Origin of the sequence: Candidatus Stoquefichus sp. SB1 (assembly GCF_001244545.1) — a bacterium.
In the GTDB taxonomy this organism is placed as follows: domain Bacteria; phylum Bacillota_I; class Bacilli_A; order Erysipelotrichales; family Coprobacillaceae; genus Stoquefichus.
The window spans coordinates 60,642-78,582 of record NZ_LN852696.1; the positions used below are offsets into that span (position 1 = coordinate 60,642).

Genomic DNA, 17,941 nt, shown 5'->3' on the forward strand with positions numbered 1-17,941 from the left:
ATGTATCAGGAATTATTGAATTTATTTGCTGAACAGTTAGAAAAGCAAGATCAACTCTCTAAATTAACAGAGAGTCACATTTTACATCCATATGGATATTCAGATGTTCACAGCATTGATTATATTGGAAAAAACAAAGATATGAATGTTACTAAACTCGCAGATTGCTTAAAAATGACGAGAGGGGCAGCTAGTAAGATTGTTAAACGCTTATTGCAACAAGAACTTATTGAAGTCTATACAAAAGAGAACAATAAAAAGGAAAAATATTATCGCTTAACAAAAAAAGGTCGAAAAATCTATAAAGAACATGAAAAAAGGCATCAGTTATGGATTAAACGTGATACCCAATTCTTTAAAAGATACTCAGCTATAGAAATTCAATATATTAAAGAATTTATGAAAGACTATAATCAGTATCTAGAAGAACAAATTGATGAGATTGGAAAAATGTAATAAATAATTAGTGTTTTTTCTTAATTGCTAACAAAAAACGTAAAATGAAAAACATGAAGCTATTTTCTTCATATTTTTTCATTTCATTAAAAAGCATTATTTGCTTATATAAGCAATTAAACGTGCACCAGGTCCAGCGTGTGTTCCAATAACAGGACCTACAAAGCCATGTAAAACTTCACCAAAGCCAAATTCATCACGAAGCGTTTGTTCAAATTTGTCTAAACCATCATCATGACCAGTATAACCAATACAAATAGGTTCATCAAAATCAATTTCACCATCTTCATGAATCAAATCAATAATTTTACTTGTTGCTTTTTGAGTTCCACGTGCTTTCGCAAACATTTCAAGATTACCTTCTCTTAAACCAATAATAGGTTTGAACTTTAATAAAGTTCCTGCTGTTGCAGCTGTTTTTGATAAACGTCCACCTTTATATAAATATTCTAAAGTATCTACAAAAGCAACAATTCTAATTTTGTGTTTATAATCTTCTAAGATATTGACAATATCTTTAACATCAGCACCAGAGTCTCTTAAACGAACAGCTTTTAAGACAAGTAATCTTAACATTTGAGTTGTAGCTAAACTATCAATAACATAAATATCATCATATTCAGCTAAGTCTTTAGCAATGTTTGCACTTTGATAAGTTCCACTGATTGTACTTGATAAAGTCATCACAATCACACTATCACCAGCTTTTTTCGCTTCTTCATAAAGGTTTAAAAATTCTTGAGGTGAAGGTTGTGAAGTTGTTGGTAACACTTCGCTACTTGCTAATAAATCGTAAAACTGTTGAGGCTGTAAATCAATTCTATCTTTATATTCTTTCCCATCAATAATGACTTTTAATGGAATAATATCAATATTTAATTCTTTGGCATAATCTAAATCAATATCAGCAGTTGAATCTGTAATTATTTTAATCATTTTTATCTCCTTGTGTCATATGCATTCTGACTGTATGTAACATTTTTTCGAGAAGTTGTACTTCTTCAGGACTAAAAATATTTTCGATATCACCAAGAACTTTTTTAATAAAACGATCATTATCACGATAAAATACTAAGAACTTTTTTGTAACTTGTAAACGATAAGATCTTTTGTCTTCCTTACTTACTTCTTTAATAAGATAGCCTTTTTCAATAAGTTGATTAATTTTATATGTCGCATTGGGTTGAGAAATTCCCATATACTTAGCATATTCAAGAATAGTTGGATGTCCTAGCATATAAATAATATCTAGGCTAAATGCTTCTTGCATTGTTAATTCAGTTGAATTCGCACACATAGAGGCATAGAAATTCATTTTGAAGAGGTTATAAACCGATTGAAATTCTTTAGTTAACATGTTGCACCTCCTTTGATGATACTTAAAATATTTTAAGTACAGTATAATCTATTTTTTATCATTGTCAACTAAATAATTAAAATATTTGAATTAAATGAAATAAAAAAGTAAAGCAATAATCACAGAAACCAAAACGTCACTTATATAATGAACACCAGCTAAAATCCGACAAAGACTCATCATACTTGCTACAATCAATGCAAAAACACCAAGATAAAGATTAACAGGTAAACAGACTAATGCAATAATAAAAGCACTCACAGTATGACGACTAGGGAATGATTCACCATGTTTATGACCAATAAGAGGCTGAATATTCATTGCATCATATGGTCGCGGACGATTCACGATTTTTCTAAAAAGAGTGACAACACTAAATGCAGCCAATGGTTTCCAAATGGTTTCTATAAGTAAAGGATTCCCAGACCATAATAAGTATAAACATACACAAGGATATATCATAAAGGTTATTAATGGAAAAAATTTTGTAATCAATAGAATCGTTTTTTCCAATAAAGGAAATTGACGAATATAAGCTAACATTGTTCTATAAAACGTTTCCATCCTATCACCCTTTCTTTCTTATTATAGCGAAAAGTATAGATAATGACAAACAAATTAAGGTAAGAATGTATACGTTATGAAAAACAAAAAGTTATACCTCTTTTTGTAAAGAATAAGTATAACTTAAAATGCATGGAATCATCTATAAATACGTATTATTTTCGATTTTCAAAACGCTGTTTTTCAATAGAGGAAATAATATCCCAAAGAGTTTTTTGACTTGTTTCTATCTGATTGAAAATATGATAAGGATCTTTAATAACTAGAGATGATTTTTTCAATACTTGAATAAAAGAAATCAGTTCATCTCTAGTGGTATTATTGAAGAATATAGTAGTATCGACACTTGTTTGATTTTTAAGTTTTATAGTCAATGTTATAGTTATTGTTGAACTTCTAAAGAAATCCTGTATTCCATAAGTGACAAGACATTCTTGAATATCTTTAAAATAAAAGATCTGCTCCTGTTTCTTTCCTTTCAATCTTTCAAGATTACTTAACAAATCATAATATATTATAACTTGTTGCTCATTATCAATAAGACATCCATGTTTTTTTGAACCAATTAAATATTTATTCATTTTTAATTCCTCCTATAATCTATATTATAATTGAATAATAAAAATCAATCCTATTTCTTAGCATGAAAAACAAATAAATATCATGGAGTACAATGATGAATAATAAAAAGCTTTGAGTATATTTTCAAATCATCGTTTAAATATCTTTTATGTCTAAAGAACAATGCAGAGAGAAATGACTTGTATTTTAGAGTGTTTTTAGATAAAATGAATAGGAAGTTAAGGAGTGATATGATATGGCATTAACAGCAGGTATTGTGGGGTTACCAAACGTAGGAAAATCAACATTATTTAATGCAATTACAAATGCACAAGTTGAAGCAGCGAATTATCCATTCGCAACGATTGATCCTAATGTAGGTGTGGTTGAAGTTCCAGATCATCGTTTAGATGAACTGACGAAAATTTTTAAACCTAAGAAAACAATTCCCACAACATTTGAATTTACAGATATTGCAGGGCTTGTCAAAGGGGCTAGTCGTGGTGAAGGTTTAGGTAATAAGTTTTTAGCGAATATTCGTGAAACAGATGCAATTTGTGAGGTTGTTCGTTGTTTTAGGGATAAAGATATTACCCATGTTGATGGTGATGTTGATCCAATAAGAGATGTTGAAACAATTAATTTAGAGTTGATTTTTGCTGATCTTGAAACAGTTGATAAGCGTATTGGAAAAATTGAAAAGAAAGCAAAATCAGGAGACAAAGAATCTAAAGCAGAAATGGATGTTTTAGCACCAATTAAAGAAGTATTAGAGGCTGGTAAACCAGTACGTACGATTGATTTTAGTAAAGAAGAAATCGATATTGTGAAACAATATACATTATTAACAATGAAGCCACTTATTTATGTTGCTAATCTAGGTGAAGAAGATTTAGAGAATCCTGAAAGTAATCCTTATTATGTTCAATTAAAGAATTATGCTGAAAAAGAAGGATGCGATGTTGTTCCTATTTGTGCTAAAATTGAAAGTGAATTAGTAGGATTAGATAAAGAAGAAAAAGATATGTTCTTAACAGATTTAGGAATTGATGAAAGTGGATTGGATAAGTTGATTAAAGAAGCTTATGCATTGCTTGGATTACATACTTTCTTTACTGTGGGAGCAGATGAAGTCCGTGCATGGACATTTAAAAAAGGAATGCTTGCTCCTGAAATGGCAGGTATTATTCATACAGATTTCCAAAAAGGATTTATTAAGGCTGAAACATATAGTTATGATGATTTAATGAAATTTGGTAGTGAACATGCTTTAAGAGATGCAGGAAAGATTCGTCAAGAAGGGAAACAATATGTAGGACAAGATGGTGACATTATGTTCTTCAAGTTTAATGTCTAATGAAAGAGAGATTAAGAAAGATTGTTCTTGTTGTTTGTGTCATTGTCTTTGTATATTCAGCAGTTCAGTTAGGAATAATTTTTTATGATTATTATATGATTGAAAAAGAGTCTACAGAATTGGTAGAGGAGTATGTTGAGCAGATAGAAGACAATAATCCAGAGCATCGTACGATTCATTTTGATGAACTTTTAAAAACTAATAAAGATGTCATTGGCTGGCTCTATATTCCAGATACAAAAATTGATGAACCTATTTTAAAAGGAAAAGATAATGATACATATCTATATACTGATATCTATAAAAAAAGTAATAAAGCTGGGTCAATCTTTATTGATGAAATTAATAAAGGTGATTTCAGTGATGATAATACAATTATCTATGGACATAATATGAAAAATGGTTCACGTTTTCATGATTTAAGATATTTTATAGAAAATGATTATTTCCAAAAGCATCCACTTATATATATTTATTTGCCTGATGGAACAGTCAATGTATATAATGTTTTTGCTTCATGTGTTATTAAATCAACAAGCGATTTATATCAAAAAGGAATTCAGTATTCAAAATATATTCAATCTGTTTTAAAACAGGCTTCTGTTAAAGGAACTGTTAGTGATGAAGAAAAACCACTTATTATGTTAAGTACATGTTATAATGGAACAGATAATCGTTATGTTGTTTATGCACAATTAAAAGAAAATGTAAAAGAGTCATCGGTTCAATAAACCGATGGCTCTTTTTGTCTATCCGAAGATAGCTTAGGAAGATTGAGTTTCAATAATGCTTACATGATAGTATTCACATAAAAGTGAGAACTCATATAAGTGATCTTCATTAGAAAATAAGCGTTTAAGATTGTCAACCAGAATAATATCAATACGATTTGTCTTGATATATGGTAACAGTTGGATAATGGGGTATCTTTGAAAACTGTTTCCAGAATTCGTTTCTTTAGTTACACCAATAATCTCCATGTTTTTCTGTTTGGCAAATGAGAATAATTTATCTTCTTGATAGTTCAAGAGATATGAGTGTGAATGAGATAAAACGCGACAATAGATCCAAACTCTTTGTTTCAATAAATCAGCCTCCTTTTCTTGTTATAAAAGCAAGCGAAGAAACTAAGACTTGAATCGACCTTTCTTAAGAAACATAACTTATCATCCTCCTTCTGATATCATTATCTCATAAATCATAAAATAATGTTTTTAAAAACCGTAAATGAACACCGATATATTGGTGTTTAAGATATTTTTTTGAGAATAAAAGTTCCATTTTTGTTGATGAAATGAGAAAAAATATGAATAGATGGAATAAAAATCCCAATATATACCAAATAAATAAAACACTATTTCCTTTTTGAAATAATTGTGCTAGTTTATAAATGTAACGTAACCTAGGCCGTACAAAAATAATTTGAGGAGGAAATATATGTTAGAAAGAATTGCTAACAAACTTTTACCAATTGCAACCAAACTTTCACAACAACGTCATTTGAGTGCAGTAAAAGACAGTTTTATTATTTCAATGCCATTAGTTATGGCAGCATCTTTATTTGTTTTGTTAAATGCATTAGGAACAAACTTCTTCAATACTGATATATTTTCAGGAATTGCTACTGTTGTTAATCAGGGGACACTTGGTGTTTTATCAGTTCTTATTGCTTTTACAACAGCTAATAATTTAGCTGAATATTATTTAAGTGTTAAGCCTGAACTTGCTGATTCAGGATTTACAAAAATACATGCTGGGGGATTAGCAGTGGCTTTAATGTTTATGTTAATGCCAGTAACACAGCAAATTGCAGTTGAAGGATTAACTGATCCAGCTGTTATTTCAGGAATGTTTGCACAGGAATTAACATCAAGTAGTGGATTGATTTATTCTTTATTGACTGCTTTGATTGGAACTGAAATTTTTGTGAGATTCGCATCTATTCGATGTTTAAGAATTAAAATGCCAGAAAATGTTCCACCTGCAATTGAAAAATCATTCAATGCATTAATCCCAGAACTGATTACAATTACTATTTTTGCTATGGTGGTTTTTGGATTGGATCAAATTTGGGGATTAACAATTCCAGATATTATTACAGCGGTTATTTCTAAGCCGTTAAGTAGCTTTGTTTTATCATCACCAGGATTGATTTTCTTACAGTTTATATCTGATTTATTATGGGTATTTGGAATTCATGGTTCTTCTATTTTATCACCTATTAGAAGTGCTCCAATGTTAGATGCATTAACACAAAACATTGCAGCCAGTGGAGCCAATGCACCAATTCCTAATATTGTCACTGAACCATTTATGAATATGTATGGATTAATTGGCGGTGGTGGATGTATCCTTGCCTTAGTTATTGCTATCTTTGTTGTATCAAAACGTCAAGATCATAAAACTGTTGCGAAACTTGGACTTGTTCCTTCTTTATTTAATATATCAGAACCTATTATGTTTGGGTTACCTGTTGTCATGAATCCTATTTTTATGATTCCAGCTATTATTGTGCCATCAATCAATTTGGTGATTGCATATATTTTAACTAATATGAATCTAGTAGGAAGAGTTGTTGCACAGGTACCATGGATTACACCACCAGGATTCTATGCTTTCTTTGCAACTGGTGGAGATATTTGGGCAGCAGTATTATCTATTGCATTATTGATTTTAGATGTCATCATCTATATTCCATTTGTAAAAGTAAGTAATAAAGTTGAAGAAAATATAAAAAATTAACAAAAAGTAGGGAAAAACAATGAACAATGAGATTATTATAAAAATTAAAAGTTTATTTCCAGATCTAACCAAATCAGAAAAAAGAGTCGCACTCTATGTCAATGAACATTTTCATCAAATCCTCTATTTAAGTATTGGGGATTTAGCAAGTCAATGTGAAGTAGGTGAAACAACAATACTCCGTTTTTGTAAACGTCTGGGGTTTTCGGGATACTATGAGTTAAAACAGCAAGCTATTTTGCAAATTGAAAAAGAAGATCAACATGAAACAAAATATTCTCATAAAACATTAAATAATATTCATACTATGGTTCAAGAAACAACACAGTTATTAGATAATGATAAGTTGAGTGAAACAGCGAAAATGATTATGAATAGTCAGACTATTTATGTTTTTGGAAGTGGATTTTCTGGTTTGACGGCTAAAGCCGCACAAATGCGTTTAACATCTTTTGGATATAAATGTATTGTTGCAGATGATAAATATTTACAAGTTTTATCAGCGAATGTGATGGGAAAAGATGATGTTGCATTAGGATTAAGTATTTCAGGAGAAAACTCATCAACAATTGAATCAATTCATTTAGCTAAACAAAATGGTGCAAAAATTATTGCTATAACAAATCATGAAGAATCTTCATTAGCTAAACTTGGACATATTGTTCTTTTAACTGCTGGAAAAGAGATGGGAAGAGAAGGAAGTACTTTAATTACTGAAATGTCTCAGTTCATTGTTTTAGAAATGCTTTTTGAAAAGTTACATGAATTAGATAAAGAGAAAATTGAAGATATGAATTATAAGGTTTCATATTATATTAGAGGAGAGTAGTGAATGACTATATCGAATGATAAAATAGATGAACTCATATCCCAAATGACATTAAATGAAAAAGTTGGTCAATTAAATCAACATCTTTATGGATGGCAATGTTTTTATAAGAATAAAAATGGAGAGTATGAATTAACACAGTTTTTTAAAGAACATGTTAAAAAATTTGATGGGATTGGTGCCATTTATGGAGTTTTAAGAGCTGATGCCTGGTCTGGTATGAATGAAGTCAATGGAGTGACAAAAGAAGAAAGTGCAAAAGTTATTCAAATGATTCAAGATTATATTCAAGAAAATACCAGATTAAAAATACCTGCACTTATTACTGAAGAATGCGTCCATGGTCATCAGGGATTAAATAGCATGATGTATCCTACAAATATAGGTATGGGGATGAGCTGGAATCCTCAGTTATTACAAGATATTTGTCAGGAAGTTAGCTATGAATTGGCGAGTAAAGGTGGACATTTGGCTTTGTTTACTGGATTGGATGTTATGCGTGATCCACGCTGGGGACGAAGTGAAGAATGTTTTAGTGAAGATAGTTATTTGACAAGTCAAATGACCAGTGCAGCAGTGAAAGGATTTCAAGATAATGATTGGCAGGTAGGGGTTGTTTTAAAACATTTATGTGCCCAAGGAGCCTGTGCTGGCGGACATAATTCTGGAGCAGCATCAATAGGACCACGAGAATTGCGGGAAATCTTTTTACCACCAGTTGAAGCCGGAATAACAAGTGGCGCAAAAGGTGTGATGGCAGCTTATAATGAAATAGACGGAATACCCTGTCATATCAACAAGCCATTATTAACAGATTTGCTCAGAGGAGAATATGGCTTTCATGGAATTGTCATGGCTGATGGATGTGCTTTGGATCGGCTATCAATGATGGATTTAAATATTCCTAAAATGGCGGCAAAGGCAAATCAGGCTGGAGTTGATTTGAGCTTATGGGATCATGTGTATGTTCATCTTGAAGAAGCGGTTAAGCAGGGATATTTAACAGAAGAAACACTCAATAAAAGTGTATATAGAATTTTGAAGTTAAAAAGTGAGTTAGGTTTATTTGACAAAAAACAGATGAGTAAGAGAGTATCTCATTCAAAAGAGTTAGCTTTACAGGCAGCTAGAGAATGTCAGGTTCTGCTAAAAAATGATGGGATTTTACCATTAAGACAAGATATAAAAAAAATTGCTGTTATTGGACCAAATGCTAATAATATCATGAATATGCTGGGAGATTATACATCATTTCAAAAAGAACAAGATGTGATAACACTTTATCAGGGGATTCAAGAGTTAGCAGGTCGTGATATTCAGGTTGAGTATGCATTAGGCTGCCATATTCGTGATTGTTCAAATGAATATCTTGAAGAGGCTATTGAACTAGCACAAAAAAGTGATGTTGTTATTTTGGCGATTGGTGGTTCAAGTGCACGAAATTTTAAAATGGAATTTGAAAGTAATGGGGCTGTAAAAACAAGCTATGATAAAAATGAGATGAATTGTGGTGAAAATGTTGATATGGCTTCATTAGAATTAGAAGGTTTACAAGTTGAATTGGTGAAACGTATAAAACAGGTTAATGATCAGATTGTGACTGTTTTAATTCAAGGACGACCTCATGCGATTGAGAACATTGTTGATGAAAGTCGGGCAATATTAGCAGCGTGGTATCCTGGAAATCTAGGTGGTCAAGCTATTGCAGAAACACTATTTGGTCAAAATAATCCAAGTGGAAAATTATCTATGTCTTTGCCACGTTCATCAATGCAATTGCCATGTTTTTATAATGGTAAGTATTCTGGAGCGAAGGAAGATTATATTGATATGTCTGGGAAGCCATTATACCCATTTGGATATGGATTGAGTTATAGTCAGTTTGATTATACTGATATCAAATTATCTCAAGACACTATAACTATCAATGAATTAGAAAGTCAGGGATTAGACATTCGTCTAAAAATAAGTAATTTAAGTCATTATGACGGTTATGAAATTGTTCAGATTTATTTGATTGATAATGAATCTTCTATTACACGAAGATATAAAGAACTCAAAGCATTTCAAAAAGTTTTTATAAAAAAACAAAGTCAACAGGAAATATCTATTCATTTAAATAGCGATGCATTTAAAATATGGGATTATGAAATGAAGCATATTATTGAAAGTGGTACAGTAGATATTTTAATCGCTAAAAATTCAGAAGATTATATAACAAAAACATTAACAATATTAGAAGTATAAAATATTTTTGACTCCCTTAATGAAACAAACACAAATTGATTTTAATAAAGTGTTTGTTTTTTTCTTATAAAATGGAAAATAATACTAATCAATAAATTGATTAAATCAATAGAAATCGTTAATAATTTCAATTAGAGTTCATATGATAGAAAGGAAAAGAGGTGTAGTATGCTCACACAATTTCATGAAAAGGCACAAAAAGCAATTGTGATTGCTGAGAGTATTGCTTTTGATTTAGGACATAGTAGTGTTGGAAGCGAACATCTTCTCTTGTCTCTTTTAAAGATGAAAGATAGTCCTTTTTCAAAAATATTAAAGGCATATCAAGTTGATGATGAAATGATATATGAGGATATTGTAAGGTTGTTTGGAGAAAAAGATATTCAACCTTTTTATATGGAATATAGCGAAGTTGTCAAAAAGATATTAGAAGATGCAATGAGTATGAGTAATGCAAAAAAAGAAAATAAAGTTTCTTTAAATACATTATCAATTGCTATGCTAATGCAAAGAGAAAGTGTTGCTGTTGAATTATTAAATAAGTATCATGTTCCTTTTGAGGATGTTAAAAAAGAATTAAGTGAAGAAAAATCATTACTACATGAATTAGATTTAATTCATGAATTGACGAATTTTAACACATTGGTAAAAAAACAAGAGAAACTCATGATTGGACGTGATCAGGAATTAGAACAACTTTTTTTAACTTTATGTAAAAAAGAGAAGAATAATGCATTATTAATTGGTAAGGCAGGGGTAGGTAAAACTGCTCTTGTTGAAAAATTAGCTTTAAAAATTAATAATCATGAGGTTCCAGATGCACTCAAGAATAAAGTGGTTTATGAATTAAATTTATCAAGTATTGTTGCTGGAACAAAATATCGTGGTGAATTTGAAGAGAAGTTTAAAAAAATTATTGATAAAGTGATTCAAGCCAAAGAGGCTATATTATTTATTGATGAAATTCATAATTTAATTGGTGCTGGAGGAGCAGAAGGGGCTATAGATGCTTCCAATATTTTAAAGCCATATCTTGCTAGAAAAGATTTAACAATTATTGGAGCAACCACAATTGAAGAATATTATAAATATTTTGAAAAAGATCAAGCAATGAATAGACGTTTTGCAGTCATTAAATTAAAAGAAAATACACAAACGGAAACAAAAGCCATATTACAAGGATTAAAGCCTCAATATGAAAATTATCATCATATTCATATTGAAGATCAATTACTTGATGATGTTATTCAATTATGTGATGATTATTTAATCCAACGTGTTTTTCCAGATAAAGCATTAGATGTTTTAGATTTAGCTTGTGTTAAAGCCAATTTTCTGCATCAGGATAGTTTAGAAAAATCAAATATCGAAAAAGTTATAGAAGAAATAACAGGTATGACACTTAGTCCTTTTTCTTATCACAATCTAGAACAAGAATTGAAAAAAGTCATTATTGGACAAGATCAGGCACTTCATACAATTGTAGAATCTTTAGAATCATTAGCTCAATATCCGCATGCCCATAAACCTAAAGGTGTTTATTTGTTGGTTGGAAGCAGTGGTATTGGGAAAACACAAACAGCGAAAGAACTTGCAAGATTGTTAAATAGACACTTTGTTAAACTGGATATGTCAGAATATAGTGAACCAAGCAGTGTTTCTAAAATTATTGGTTCACCTCCAGGATATGTAGGTTATGATGATCATTCTTCATTATTGCATGAAGTCATTTTACATCCTAATAGTATTCTATTATTAGATGAAATTGAAAAGGCTCATCCTCAAGTTATGCATTTATTTTTACAGGTTTTTGATGAAGGTGTCCTTAAAGATAACCATCATCATCAAATATCATTTAAAGATACATTAATTATTATGACTTCAAATGTCATGTCGCAAAATAAACCAAGTGTTGGATTTAAGAAAAAAGCCTATTCAAAAGATAGTTTAAAAGAAGTATTTAGTGAAGAATTCTTAAATAGAATTGATGAAATCGTTCCATATCAATTATTGCATAAACAAGCGTTAAAAGATATATTGATACAAAATGCACCCATTCATCTTTCAACGACTATGATTAATGATATTTTAACAGATTATGATTATACAATTGGAGCACGTGGAATACTGACCAAGATGAAGAAATATATTGTATCAAAAAATAGATAGTTTACAATGATGTGCACCCCATAATTTGGACAAACAAATTATGGAGGTGTATTTTATTATCGTTAATTTATGGTAATCTGATTTTCAATTCTAATAATAATATCTGGAGAGATACTAAATTTTTTAGAAGTCAACATTTATATAAATAATATTTTTGTTATAAGGCTTTGATATATTCATTTCAACTCATATAATAAGATAAGGTGCATTTATGACACACACATGATATACTTGAATTATGTTTAAATATATATGCAAAAATAAAACGAGGTGCTATGATGGAAGAATATGTTTTACAAGCTAAGAATTTAACAAAAATATATGGACTTCATACAGAAAATGAGTTTGAGGCCTTACATAGTATTGATTTTGCAGTCCGTTTGGGAGAATTTATTTGTGTAATGGGACCAAGTGGTAGTGGGAAATCAACTTTTATTAATAATATTTCAACAATTGATATCCCAACATATGGATCAGTACGTATTCATGATATAGACATAAGAACAATGTCATCTCAGGAAATTGGTCGATTTCGTTATCAAAACTTAGGTTTTGTTTTTCAGGATTTTAATTTGCTGGATACTCATACACTTTATGAAAATATTGCTATGCCTTTGGCTTTGGCAAAAGTGAAACAGGCAGATATTAGCCAGCGTGTCAAAGAGATGGCAGAGCAGTTTAATATTGCGCATCTGTTAAAGAAATATCCTTATCAATGTTCAGGTGGACAAAAGCAACGTGCAGCTATTTGTCGTGCTTTAATAGCAAATCCACAGATTATTATTGCTGATGAACCAACGGGTAATCTTGATAGTGAAAATTCGCATGAACTGTTAATGTTGTTAAAGAGATTAAATGAACAAAATCATGTGACGATTATTATGGTTTCACATGATCCACTTATTGCTTCCTATTCATCACGTTTAATCTATATTAAAGATGGTTATATTGAAGAGACATTAGAGCGTCATCAGTTAAGTCAGGATGAATATTTTGAACAGATTGTTGAATTGAATTCAGTAGAATCAAGGAGGCTTTTTCAAAAATGATAAGGGAAGCTTTTCAATCTATTCAAGAAGATTTACAACGTTCTCTTTTTTACTGGCTAACTTTTGTTTTAACAACTTTATTAATCTTTGTTTTCTTTCAAATTGCTTGTTCACCAATGATTGGAATGACTTTTATTAATAGTCAAAATAATATTGTGACTTATTTAAGTGTTTTTGTGTTAGTGATTTGTCTTTTATCAGTCTTTTTTGCGAATGATTTTTATGTTAAGAAAAAAGCAAATGATTTAGCTGTTCGATTGGTTTGTGGAGCGACTTTTGTTCAATTGGCTGTTTTCTTATTATCACAGACTGTTATTTTGTTTATACTGGCTATTCCTTTTGCAATGGTGATTTCTGTTATTATTTTATGGCTTTTACCATTTACAGTGCCATTAACTCAAGAAGGGTTTTGGGTTATGATAACAATGCTTTTATGTGAGATTTTCTGGTGTACTATTTTGAATTTAGGGTATGCTTATCGTAGTTCTATTGTCATGCTGATGCAAGGTGACCGTGCTCAAAAAACAACACGTATTGCTTTACCTTTTCATTTTCATATATCAACAAAAAAACGTTTAAGTCTGATTATGTTTATTGGACCTCTTGTTTTTATTTATATATATGGAGATGTTCCATCATCTTTTATTCTTTTTTCTATGGTTGGAATGATTGGGATGCGGCAATGTTTACGACAAATATTGATTCCTTATATTGATGATTATATTCAAGAACATTTAGAAAATCCTTATCAGTTAGCTTATTTAGGTTTTTTAAGACGAGATATTATTTATATGGAAAACTATATTGTTTTTTTAATTACAAGTGTGATTTTAATGATAGGTTTATTTGTGATGGGGTTAGATGATACTGTGTATCAAGCATTGATTTATATGACTTATGTTGCAATGAATTGTTTGTTATCATTAACGATACTGTTTCGTTTTGCAACAGAAACAGTAGGACGTCAAAAACTTTTTTTGACATTAATGCGAATTGGTTATCAAAAACATGATTTATATAAAATGATTCAAAAGGAAATAACACTTTTTTATAGTATAATATTAGGATTGAATTTATTTTATATGTTACATATATTTATATCTTTATTGATTCATCAGTTTATGAATATTTATATGGTGATGTTGCTTACTATAGGAGTATGTATACCATTATTATTATGTGGATTTATTAATTACTGGCAATATAAAAAACAGATGGAAATGTAGAAAGATCACTCAAGTTATAGTGATCTTTTTGAATGATTTGTTTTTAATTTATATTTGATGAAATAGTGGAAGAAAATAGATGGAATCTGCTTTTTGTAAAAGCATAGAAAAAGTTATGATTTAATGGTAGAATATACATATCGTAGACATTTATAAAATGGAGAAATAAAATGATTGTGTTGATAACCGGTGCCTCACATACAGGCAAAACAGCCCTTGCTCAAAGAATGCTTGAAAAATATCAGTATCCCTATTTATCAATAGACCATTTAAAAATGGGATTAATTCGTAGTCAAAATACAAAACTAACACCAATGAGTGATGAACAAGCCCTGACTCAGTATTTATGGCCTATTGTTTGTGAAATGGTTAAGACTGCTATAGAGAATGGACAAAATTTGATTGTAGAGGGATGTTATATTCCTTTTGATTGGTCAAATGATTTTGAAAAAGAGTATCTTGATTATATTAAATATTATTGTCTGGTGATGAGTGAGGATTATATTAAAAAATATTTTGAAAGTATTAAAGGGTATGCCAATATCATAGAAAGACGTTTAGAAGATGAGAGTTGTACTTTAGAAAGTGTTTTAGAAGATAATGCTCGCTTCTTAAAGCGGGCTCAAAGTCATAATGTGAATTATTTACTGATTGATGATAAGTATGAAATCAATATTGATGAATAGTTATAAATTGGTATTAATGATAGTAAAAATAGGAGGCAATGAGAATGTATAGTGTAATTATTTTATGTGCTGGTAAGGGAACAAGAACAGGTTTGCAATACAATAAGATGCTTTATCAAATAAACGACAAAACAATATATGAAATGACTCTTGATTGTTTTAGACAAGATTCTAGATGTCAACAAATTATTGTTGTGACACAACCCTATGAAAGAGATACATTTAAGCAGTTATCTGATGATCAAAGAATTATATTTGTTGATGGTGGAGTAGAGCGACAAGATAGTGTGTATGAAGGACTTCAGCATGTGACATCTCAATATGTATTGATCCATGATGGCGCAAGACCTCATTTGAAAAAACAATCTATTGATGCATTACTGACATGTCTAGATACCCATAAAGCATGTTTATTAATGGTCCCTTGTAAAGATACAATTAAAAGAGTTGTTGATGGACAGGTTATTGAAACTTTAAAGCGAAGTGAATTAATGCAGGCTCAAACACCTCAGGCTTTTCATACTGATATTGTAAAGGAAGCTTATCGTCAAGGAATTTTGGCTCATTATGAAGCTACTGATGATGCGCAGATGGTAGAGATGTTTAGTCATGAAAAGGTTTATGCTGTAATGGGTGATTATGAGAATTCTAAAATAACAACAAAAGAAGATTTGATATAATTTATTTGTTTATGCATAGAATGATTAATGGAAATGTTTATGTAAATGAAATGGGGGAAAGAAAATGAGAAAAAAGCGACAAAGTATAACTGTTATTCTCATTTTGTTGTGTATAAGTTTTATTGTTTATTTCTTTTTTCCACAAGTTTCATGTACCCTTTCTTCCTTTAATAAAAGAGCTGTTTGGTTAACTTATTCAGATTTAGCTAAGTTTTCATATGAATCAAAAAAAGCATTTATTAATGATTTTGAAGAAGCAATAGACAATGTTGAAAAATATAAAAATAATACAGTCATCGTACAAGTGAGACCTTTTGCTGACGCTCTCTATCAATCTCAAATATTTCCTATTTCAAAAGTGATTACACAAAGATCATCATTATCTTTTGATCCTTTAGAAGAGATGGTTAAAATTGCTCATGATCATGGTTTATCTATAGAAGCATGGATTAATCCCTATCGAATTTCTCTCAATAAAACAACATATCAGCAATTTATCCAATTATCACCAAAAAGTTCATGGTTAGAAGATACAAGCAAATCTATAGGATATGCCACCTTTAAATATATTTTGAATCCTGCAAGTCAGGATGTAAGAGATTATATTGTTGCTGGAGTGAAAGAAATTGTAGAAAATTATGAAGTAGATGGCATTCATTTTGATGATTATTTTTATGTTGATGGAACACATACAGGAACAACGCAGAATCAGAGACTAGATAATGTGAATGTCTTGATTCAAGATGTTTATCAAAGTATTAAAGCAATTAATCAAAATGTCACTTTTGGAATTAGTCCTCAGGGTAATTATCAAAATTGTATCAATGAAGGTGCAGATGTTGATACATGGTTAAAGGAAGAAGGGTTCATTGATTATCTTATGCCACAGATATATTGGAGTGATCAATATGGAACTGATGGAAAAACAAAGATGTTTACAAATCGAACAAAACAGTTTGCTGGATTAAAGCGTCGAGATGATGTTATTTTGTATGCTGGTTTAGCTTTGTATCGTGCTGGAGAAGAAGCTGATGTTGATCAAGGATGGCAAGCAACATCTGATAATTTATCTCAACAAATTCAAATTCTTTATCAAAATAAATATCAGGGATATAGTTTGTTTAATTATTCTTCATTATTAAAAAGGACTGGTCAAAAAGAAATGGATGAACTGATTAGAGCCCATCCCTATAATTAATTCTTGACTTATCTAAAAGTTATGTTAAGATAACAACGAGCCGACATAAAACCTATTTCGCCTTTATAGGTGTCGAGAAATAGGTGGATGTTAAAAAGAAAGATGAGTTTCATCTTTCTTTTAATTTTCTAAAGAATCAAGAAATTTTTCCCATTCTTCAGGATAATCCACAAAATATTTAGGACATATTTTTTTAGTGACGTCATAGTGTCTAATAATATTGTCTTGACCTAGATGATAAGTTTTCATTAATGCCTGAACAAGTTTTTGAAGGGATTGATAAGTTTGGGTATTGAATTTTCCACTTTTATCAGGATGACAGCATTCAATAGAAATTGTATCTTTATTACGGTTATTAGAAGCATAAGCAACTTCATTTAAAGGAATACACTGAATAATTTCTCCTTTTAATCCAATAATAAAATGGCTTGATACAGAAGCTGTTTTTTTATTTTTAAGACTTTCAAAATAATCATGATTATTTTGTGCAGTAGAGCCTGGATTCGCTGTGTAATGAACAACAATGCCATTAACTCTCGGTAAATTTTTTCCACTTCTTGAATAAGGATTAACAGTTAAAAACTGATGTTGAATAGATAAACCTTCAACATTATATTCTTCGATGTCATTATGTCTTGTTGTAATATAGTATCCCCCGCCAATTCCTAAAATAATGAGGAAAATAAGCATAAATAATATTCCTTTTTTTAGTTTCTTTTTCTTTCTTTTCATTTTTTCACCCCATTTGTCGATTCCATTATGACAGAAAATATAGATAATGTATTAATAAATAAAGAATAACTTCTTAAGAAATATGAAA

General features: G+C 30.1%; 18 protein-coding genes. 12 read left to right on the forward strand and 6 right to left on the reverse strand.

Annotated elements, in window-relative coordinates:
• Positions 1–456: a MarR family transcriptional regulator gene (locus tag BN1865_RS12715; RefSeq protein ID WP_050637641.1), complete on the forward strand. Its 456-nt coding sequence runs from the start codon at positions 1–3 to the stop codon at positions 454–456.
• A 96-nt stretch (positions 457–552) separates the two neighbouring features.
• On the opposite strand, the gene BN1865_RS12720 is transcribed toward BN1865_RS12715, so the two are convergent.
• The 4 genes from BN1865_RS12720 to BN1865_RS12735 form a co-directional block, all read right to left on the reverse strand.
• Positions 553–1,392, reverse strand: a complete 840-nt coding sequence (locus BN1865_RS12720) for a DegV family protein (RefSeq protein WP_050637642.1) — start codon at positions 1,390–1,392, stop codon at positions 553–555.
• Complete coding sequence (locus BN1865_RS12725) at positions 1,385–1,813, reverse strand: MarR family transcriptional regulator (RefSeq protein ID WP_050637643.1); 429 nt, start codon at positions 1,811–1,813, stop codon at positions 1,385–1,387. Before BN1865_RS12725 ends, BN1865_RS12720 begins: the two co-directional genes overlap by 8 nt.
• A gap of 90 nt (positions 1,814–1,903) precedes the next feature.
• On the reverse strand, positions 1,904–2,377 hold the full coding sequence (locus tag BN1865_RS12730; protein WP_050637644.1) for a phosphatase PAP2 family protein: 474 nt from the start codon (positions 2,375–2,377) through the stop codon (positions 1,904–1,906).
• A 155-nt stretch (positions 2,378–2,532) separates the two neighbouring features.
• Positions 2,533–2,958, reverse strand: coding sequence for a hypothetical protein (locus BN1865_RS12735; RefSeq protein WP_050637645.1), 426 nt, complete (start codon positions 2,956–2,958; stop codon positions 2,533–2,535).
• A 236-nt stretch (positions 2,959–3,194) separates the two neighbouring features.
• Here BN1865_RS12735 and ychF point away from each other — a divergent pair, with 236 nt between their 5' ends.
• Together ychF and srtB are read left to right on the forward strand one after the other, a co-directional pair.
• Positions 3,195–4,295, forward strand: coding sequence for a redox-regulated ATPase YchF (ychF, locus tag BN1865_RS12740; RefSeq protein WP_050637646.1), 1,101 nt, complete (start codon positions 3,195–3,197; stop codon positions 4,293–4,295).
• Entirely contained in the window at positions 4,295–5,026 is a 732-nt protein-coding gene (gene srtB / locus BN1865_RS12745) for a class B sortase (protein ID WP_050637647.1), read from the forward strand. Before ychF ends, srtB begins: the two co-directional genes overlap by 1 nt.
• 33 nt (positions 5,027–5,059) lie before the next feature.
• On the opposite strand, the gene BN1865_RS12750 is transcribed toward srtB, so the two are convergent.
• Entirely contained in the window at positions 5,060–5,380 is a 321-nt protein-coding gene (locus BN1865_RS12750; RefSeq protein ID WP_050637648.1) for a recombinase family protein, read from the reverse strand.
• Positions 5,381–5,732: 352 nt separating this feature from the next.
• Between BN1865_RS12750 and BN1865_RS12755 the strand changes: the two genes are divergently transcribed.
• From BN1865_RS12755 to BN1865_RS12795, 9 genes are all read left to right on the forward strand, one after another.
• Positions 5,733–7,037: a PTS sugar transporter subunit IIC gene (locus BN1865_RS12755; protein ID WP_050637649.1), complete on the forward strand. Its 1,305-nt coding sequence runs from the start codon at positions 5,733–5,735 to the stop codon at positions 7,035–7,037.
• Between the two features lie 19 nt (positions 7,038–7,056).
• A complete protein-coding gene (locus BN1865_RS12760; protein ID WP_050637650.1) occupies positions 7,057–7,866 on the forward strand; it encodes a MurR/RpiR family transcriptional regulator in 810 nt (269 codons plus the stop codon).
• A gap of 3 nt (positions 7,867–7,869) precedes the next feature.
• Complete coding sequence (locus BN1865_RS12765; RefSeq protein ID WP_050637651.1) at positions 7,870–10,113, forward strand: glycoside hydrolase family 3 N-terminal domain-containing protein; 2,244 nt, start codon at positions 7,870–7,872, stop codon at positions 10,111–10,113.
• Between the two features lie 168 nt (positions 10,114–10,281).
• Positions 10,282–12,282 (forward strand): AAA family ATPase, encoded by a 2,001-nt coding sequence (locus BN1865_RS12770; RefSeq protein WP_050637652.1) that lies wholly within the window; start codon positions 10,282–10,284, stop codon positions 12,280–12,282.
• Between the two features lie 278 nt (positions 12,283–12,560).
• Entirely contained in the window at positions 12,561–13,331 is a 771-nt protein-coding gene (locus tag BN1865_RS12775) for an ABC transporter ATP-binding protein (protein WP_050637653.1), read from the forward strand.
• Positions 13,328–14,557, forward strand: coding sequence for an FtsX-like permease family protein (locus BN1865_RS12780; protein WP_050637654.1), 1,230 nt, complete (start codon positions 13,328–13,330; stop codon positions 14,555–14,557). Before BN1865_RS12775 ends, BN1865_RS12780 begins: the two co-directional genes overlap by 4 nt.
• 170 nt (positions 14,558–14,727) lie before the next feature.
• Complete coding sequence (locus tag BN1865_RS12785; RefSeq protein ID WP_050637655.1) at positions 14,728–15,243, forward strand: phosphotransferase-like protein; 516 nt, start codon at positions 14,728–14,730, stop codon at positions 15,241–15,243.
• A 44-nt stretch (positions 15,244–15,287) separates the two neighbouring features.
• A complete protein-coding gene (gene ispD, locus BN1865_RS12790; RefSeq protein WP_050637656.1) occupies positions 15,288–15,923 on the forward strand; it encodes a 2-C-methyl-D-erythritol 4-phosphate cytidylyltransferase in 636 nt (211 codons plus the stop codon).
• 64 nt (positions 15,924–15,987) lie between these two features.
• Complete coding sequence (locus BN1865_RS12795; RefSeq protein ID WP_050637657.1) at positions 15,988–17,121, forward strand: glycoside hydrolase family 10-like protein; 1,134 nt, start codon at positions 15,988–15,990, stop codon at positions 17,119–17,121.
• A gap of 120 nt (positions 17,122–17,241) precedes the next feature.
• On the opposite strand, the gene BN1865_RS12800 is transcribed toward BN1865_RS12795, so the two are convergent.
• Complete coding sequence (locus tag BN1865_RS12800) at positions 17,242–17,853, reverse strand: peptidoglycan recognition protein family protein (RefSeq protein WP_050637658.1); 612 nt, start codon at positions 17,851–17,853, stop codon at positions 17,242–17,244.
• Positions 17,854–17,941 lie beyond the last annotated feature (88 nt).

Bases quoted from the DNA above. Each gene is read 5' to 3' on its own strand.
- BN1865_RS12715 (WP_050637641.1), top strand. From the start codon at position 1: ATGTATCAGGAATTATTGAATTTATTTGCTGAACAGTTAGAAAAGCAA.
- BN1865_RS12720 (WP_050637642.1), bottom strand. From the start codon at position 1,392: ATGATTAAAATAATTACAGATTCAACTGCTGATATTGATTTAGATTAT.
- BN1865_RS12725 (WP_050637643.1), bottom strand. From the start codon at position 1,813: ATGTTAACTAAAGAATTTCAATCGGTTTATAACCTCTTCAAAATGAAT.
- BN1865_RS12730 (WP_050637644.1), bottom strand. From the start codon at position 2,377: ATGGAAACGTTTTATAGAACAATGTTAGCTTATATTCGTCAATTTCCT.
- BN1865_RS12735 (WP_050637645.1), bottom strand. From the start codon at position 2,958: ATGAATAAATATTTAATTGGTTCAAAAAAACATGGATGTCTTATTGAT.
- ychF (WP_050637646.1), top strand. From the start codon at position 3,195: ATGGCATTAACAGCAGGTATTGTGGGGTTACCAAACGTAGGAAAATCA.
- srtB (WP_050637647.1), top strand. From the start codon at position 4,295: ATGAAAGAGAGATTAAGAAAGATTGTTCTTGTTGTTTGTGTCATTGTC.
- BN1865_RS12755 (WP_050637649.1), top strand. From the start codon at position 5,733: ATGTTAGAAAGAATTGCTAACAAACTTTTACCAATTGCAACCAAACTT.
- BN1865_RS12760 (WP_050637650.1), top strand. From the start codon at position 7,057: ATGAACAATGAGATTATTATAAAAATTAAAAGTTTATTTCCAGATCTA.
- BN1865_RS12765 (WP_050637651.1), top strand. From the start codon at position 7,870: ATGACTATATCGAATGATAAAATAGATGAACTCATATCCCAAATGACA.
- BN1865_RS12770 (WP_050637652.1), top strand. From the start codon at position 10,282: ATGCTCACACAATTTCATGAAAAGGCACAAAAAGCAATTGTGATTGCT.
- BN1865_RS12775 (WP_050637653.1), top strand. From the start codon at position 12,561: ATGGAAGAATATGTTTTACAAGCTAAGAATTTAACAAAAATATATGGA.
- BN1865_RS12780 (WP_050637654.1), top strand. From the start codon at position 13,328: ATGATAAGGGAAGCTTTTCAATCTATTCAAGAAGATTTACAACGTTCT.
- BN1865_RS12785 (WP_050637655.1), top strand. From the start codon at position 14,728: ATGATTGTGTTGATAACCGGTGCCTCACATACAGGCAAAACAGCCCTT.
- ispD (WP_050637656.1), top strand. From the start codon at position 15,288: ATGTATAGTGTAATTATTTTATGTGCTGGTAAGGGAACAAGAACAGGT.
- BN1865_RS12795 (WP_050637657.1), top strand. From the start codon at position 15,988: ATGAGAAAAAAGCGACAAAGTATAACTGTTATTCTCATTTTGTTGTGT.
- BN1865_RS12800 (WP_050637658.1), bottom strand. From the start codon at position 17,853: ATGAAAAGAAAGAAAAAGAAACTAAAAAAAGGAATATTATTTATGCTT.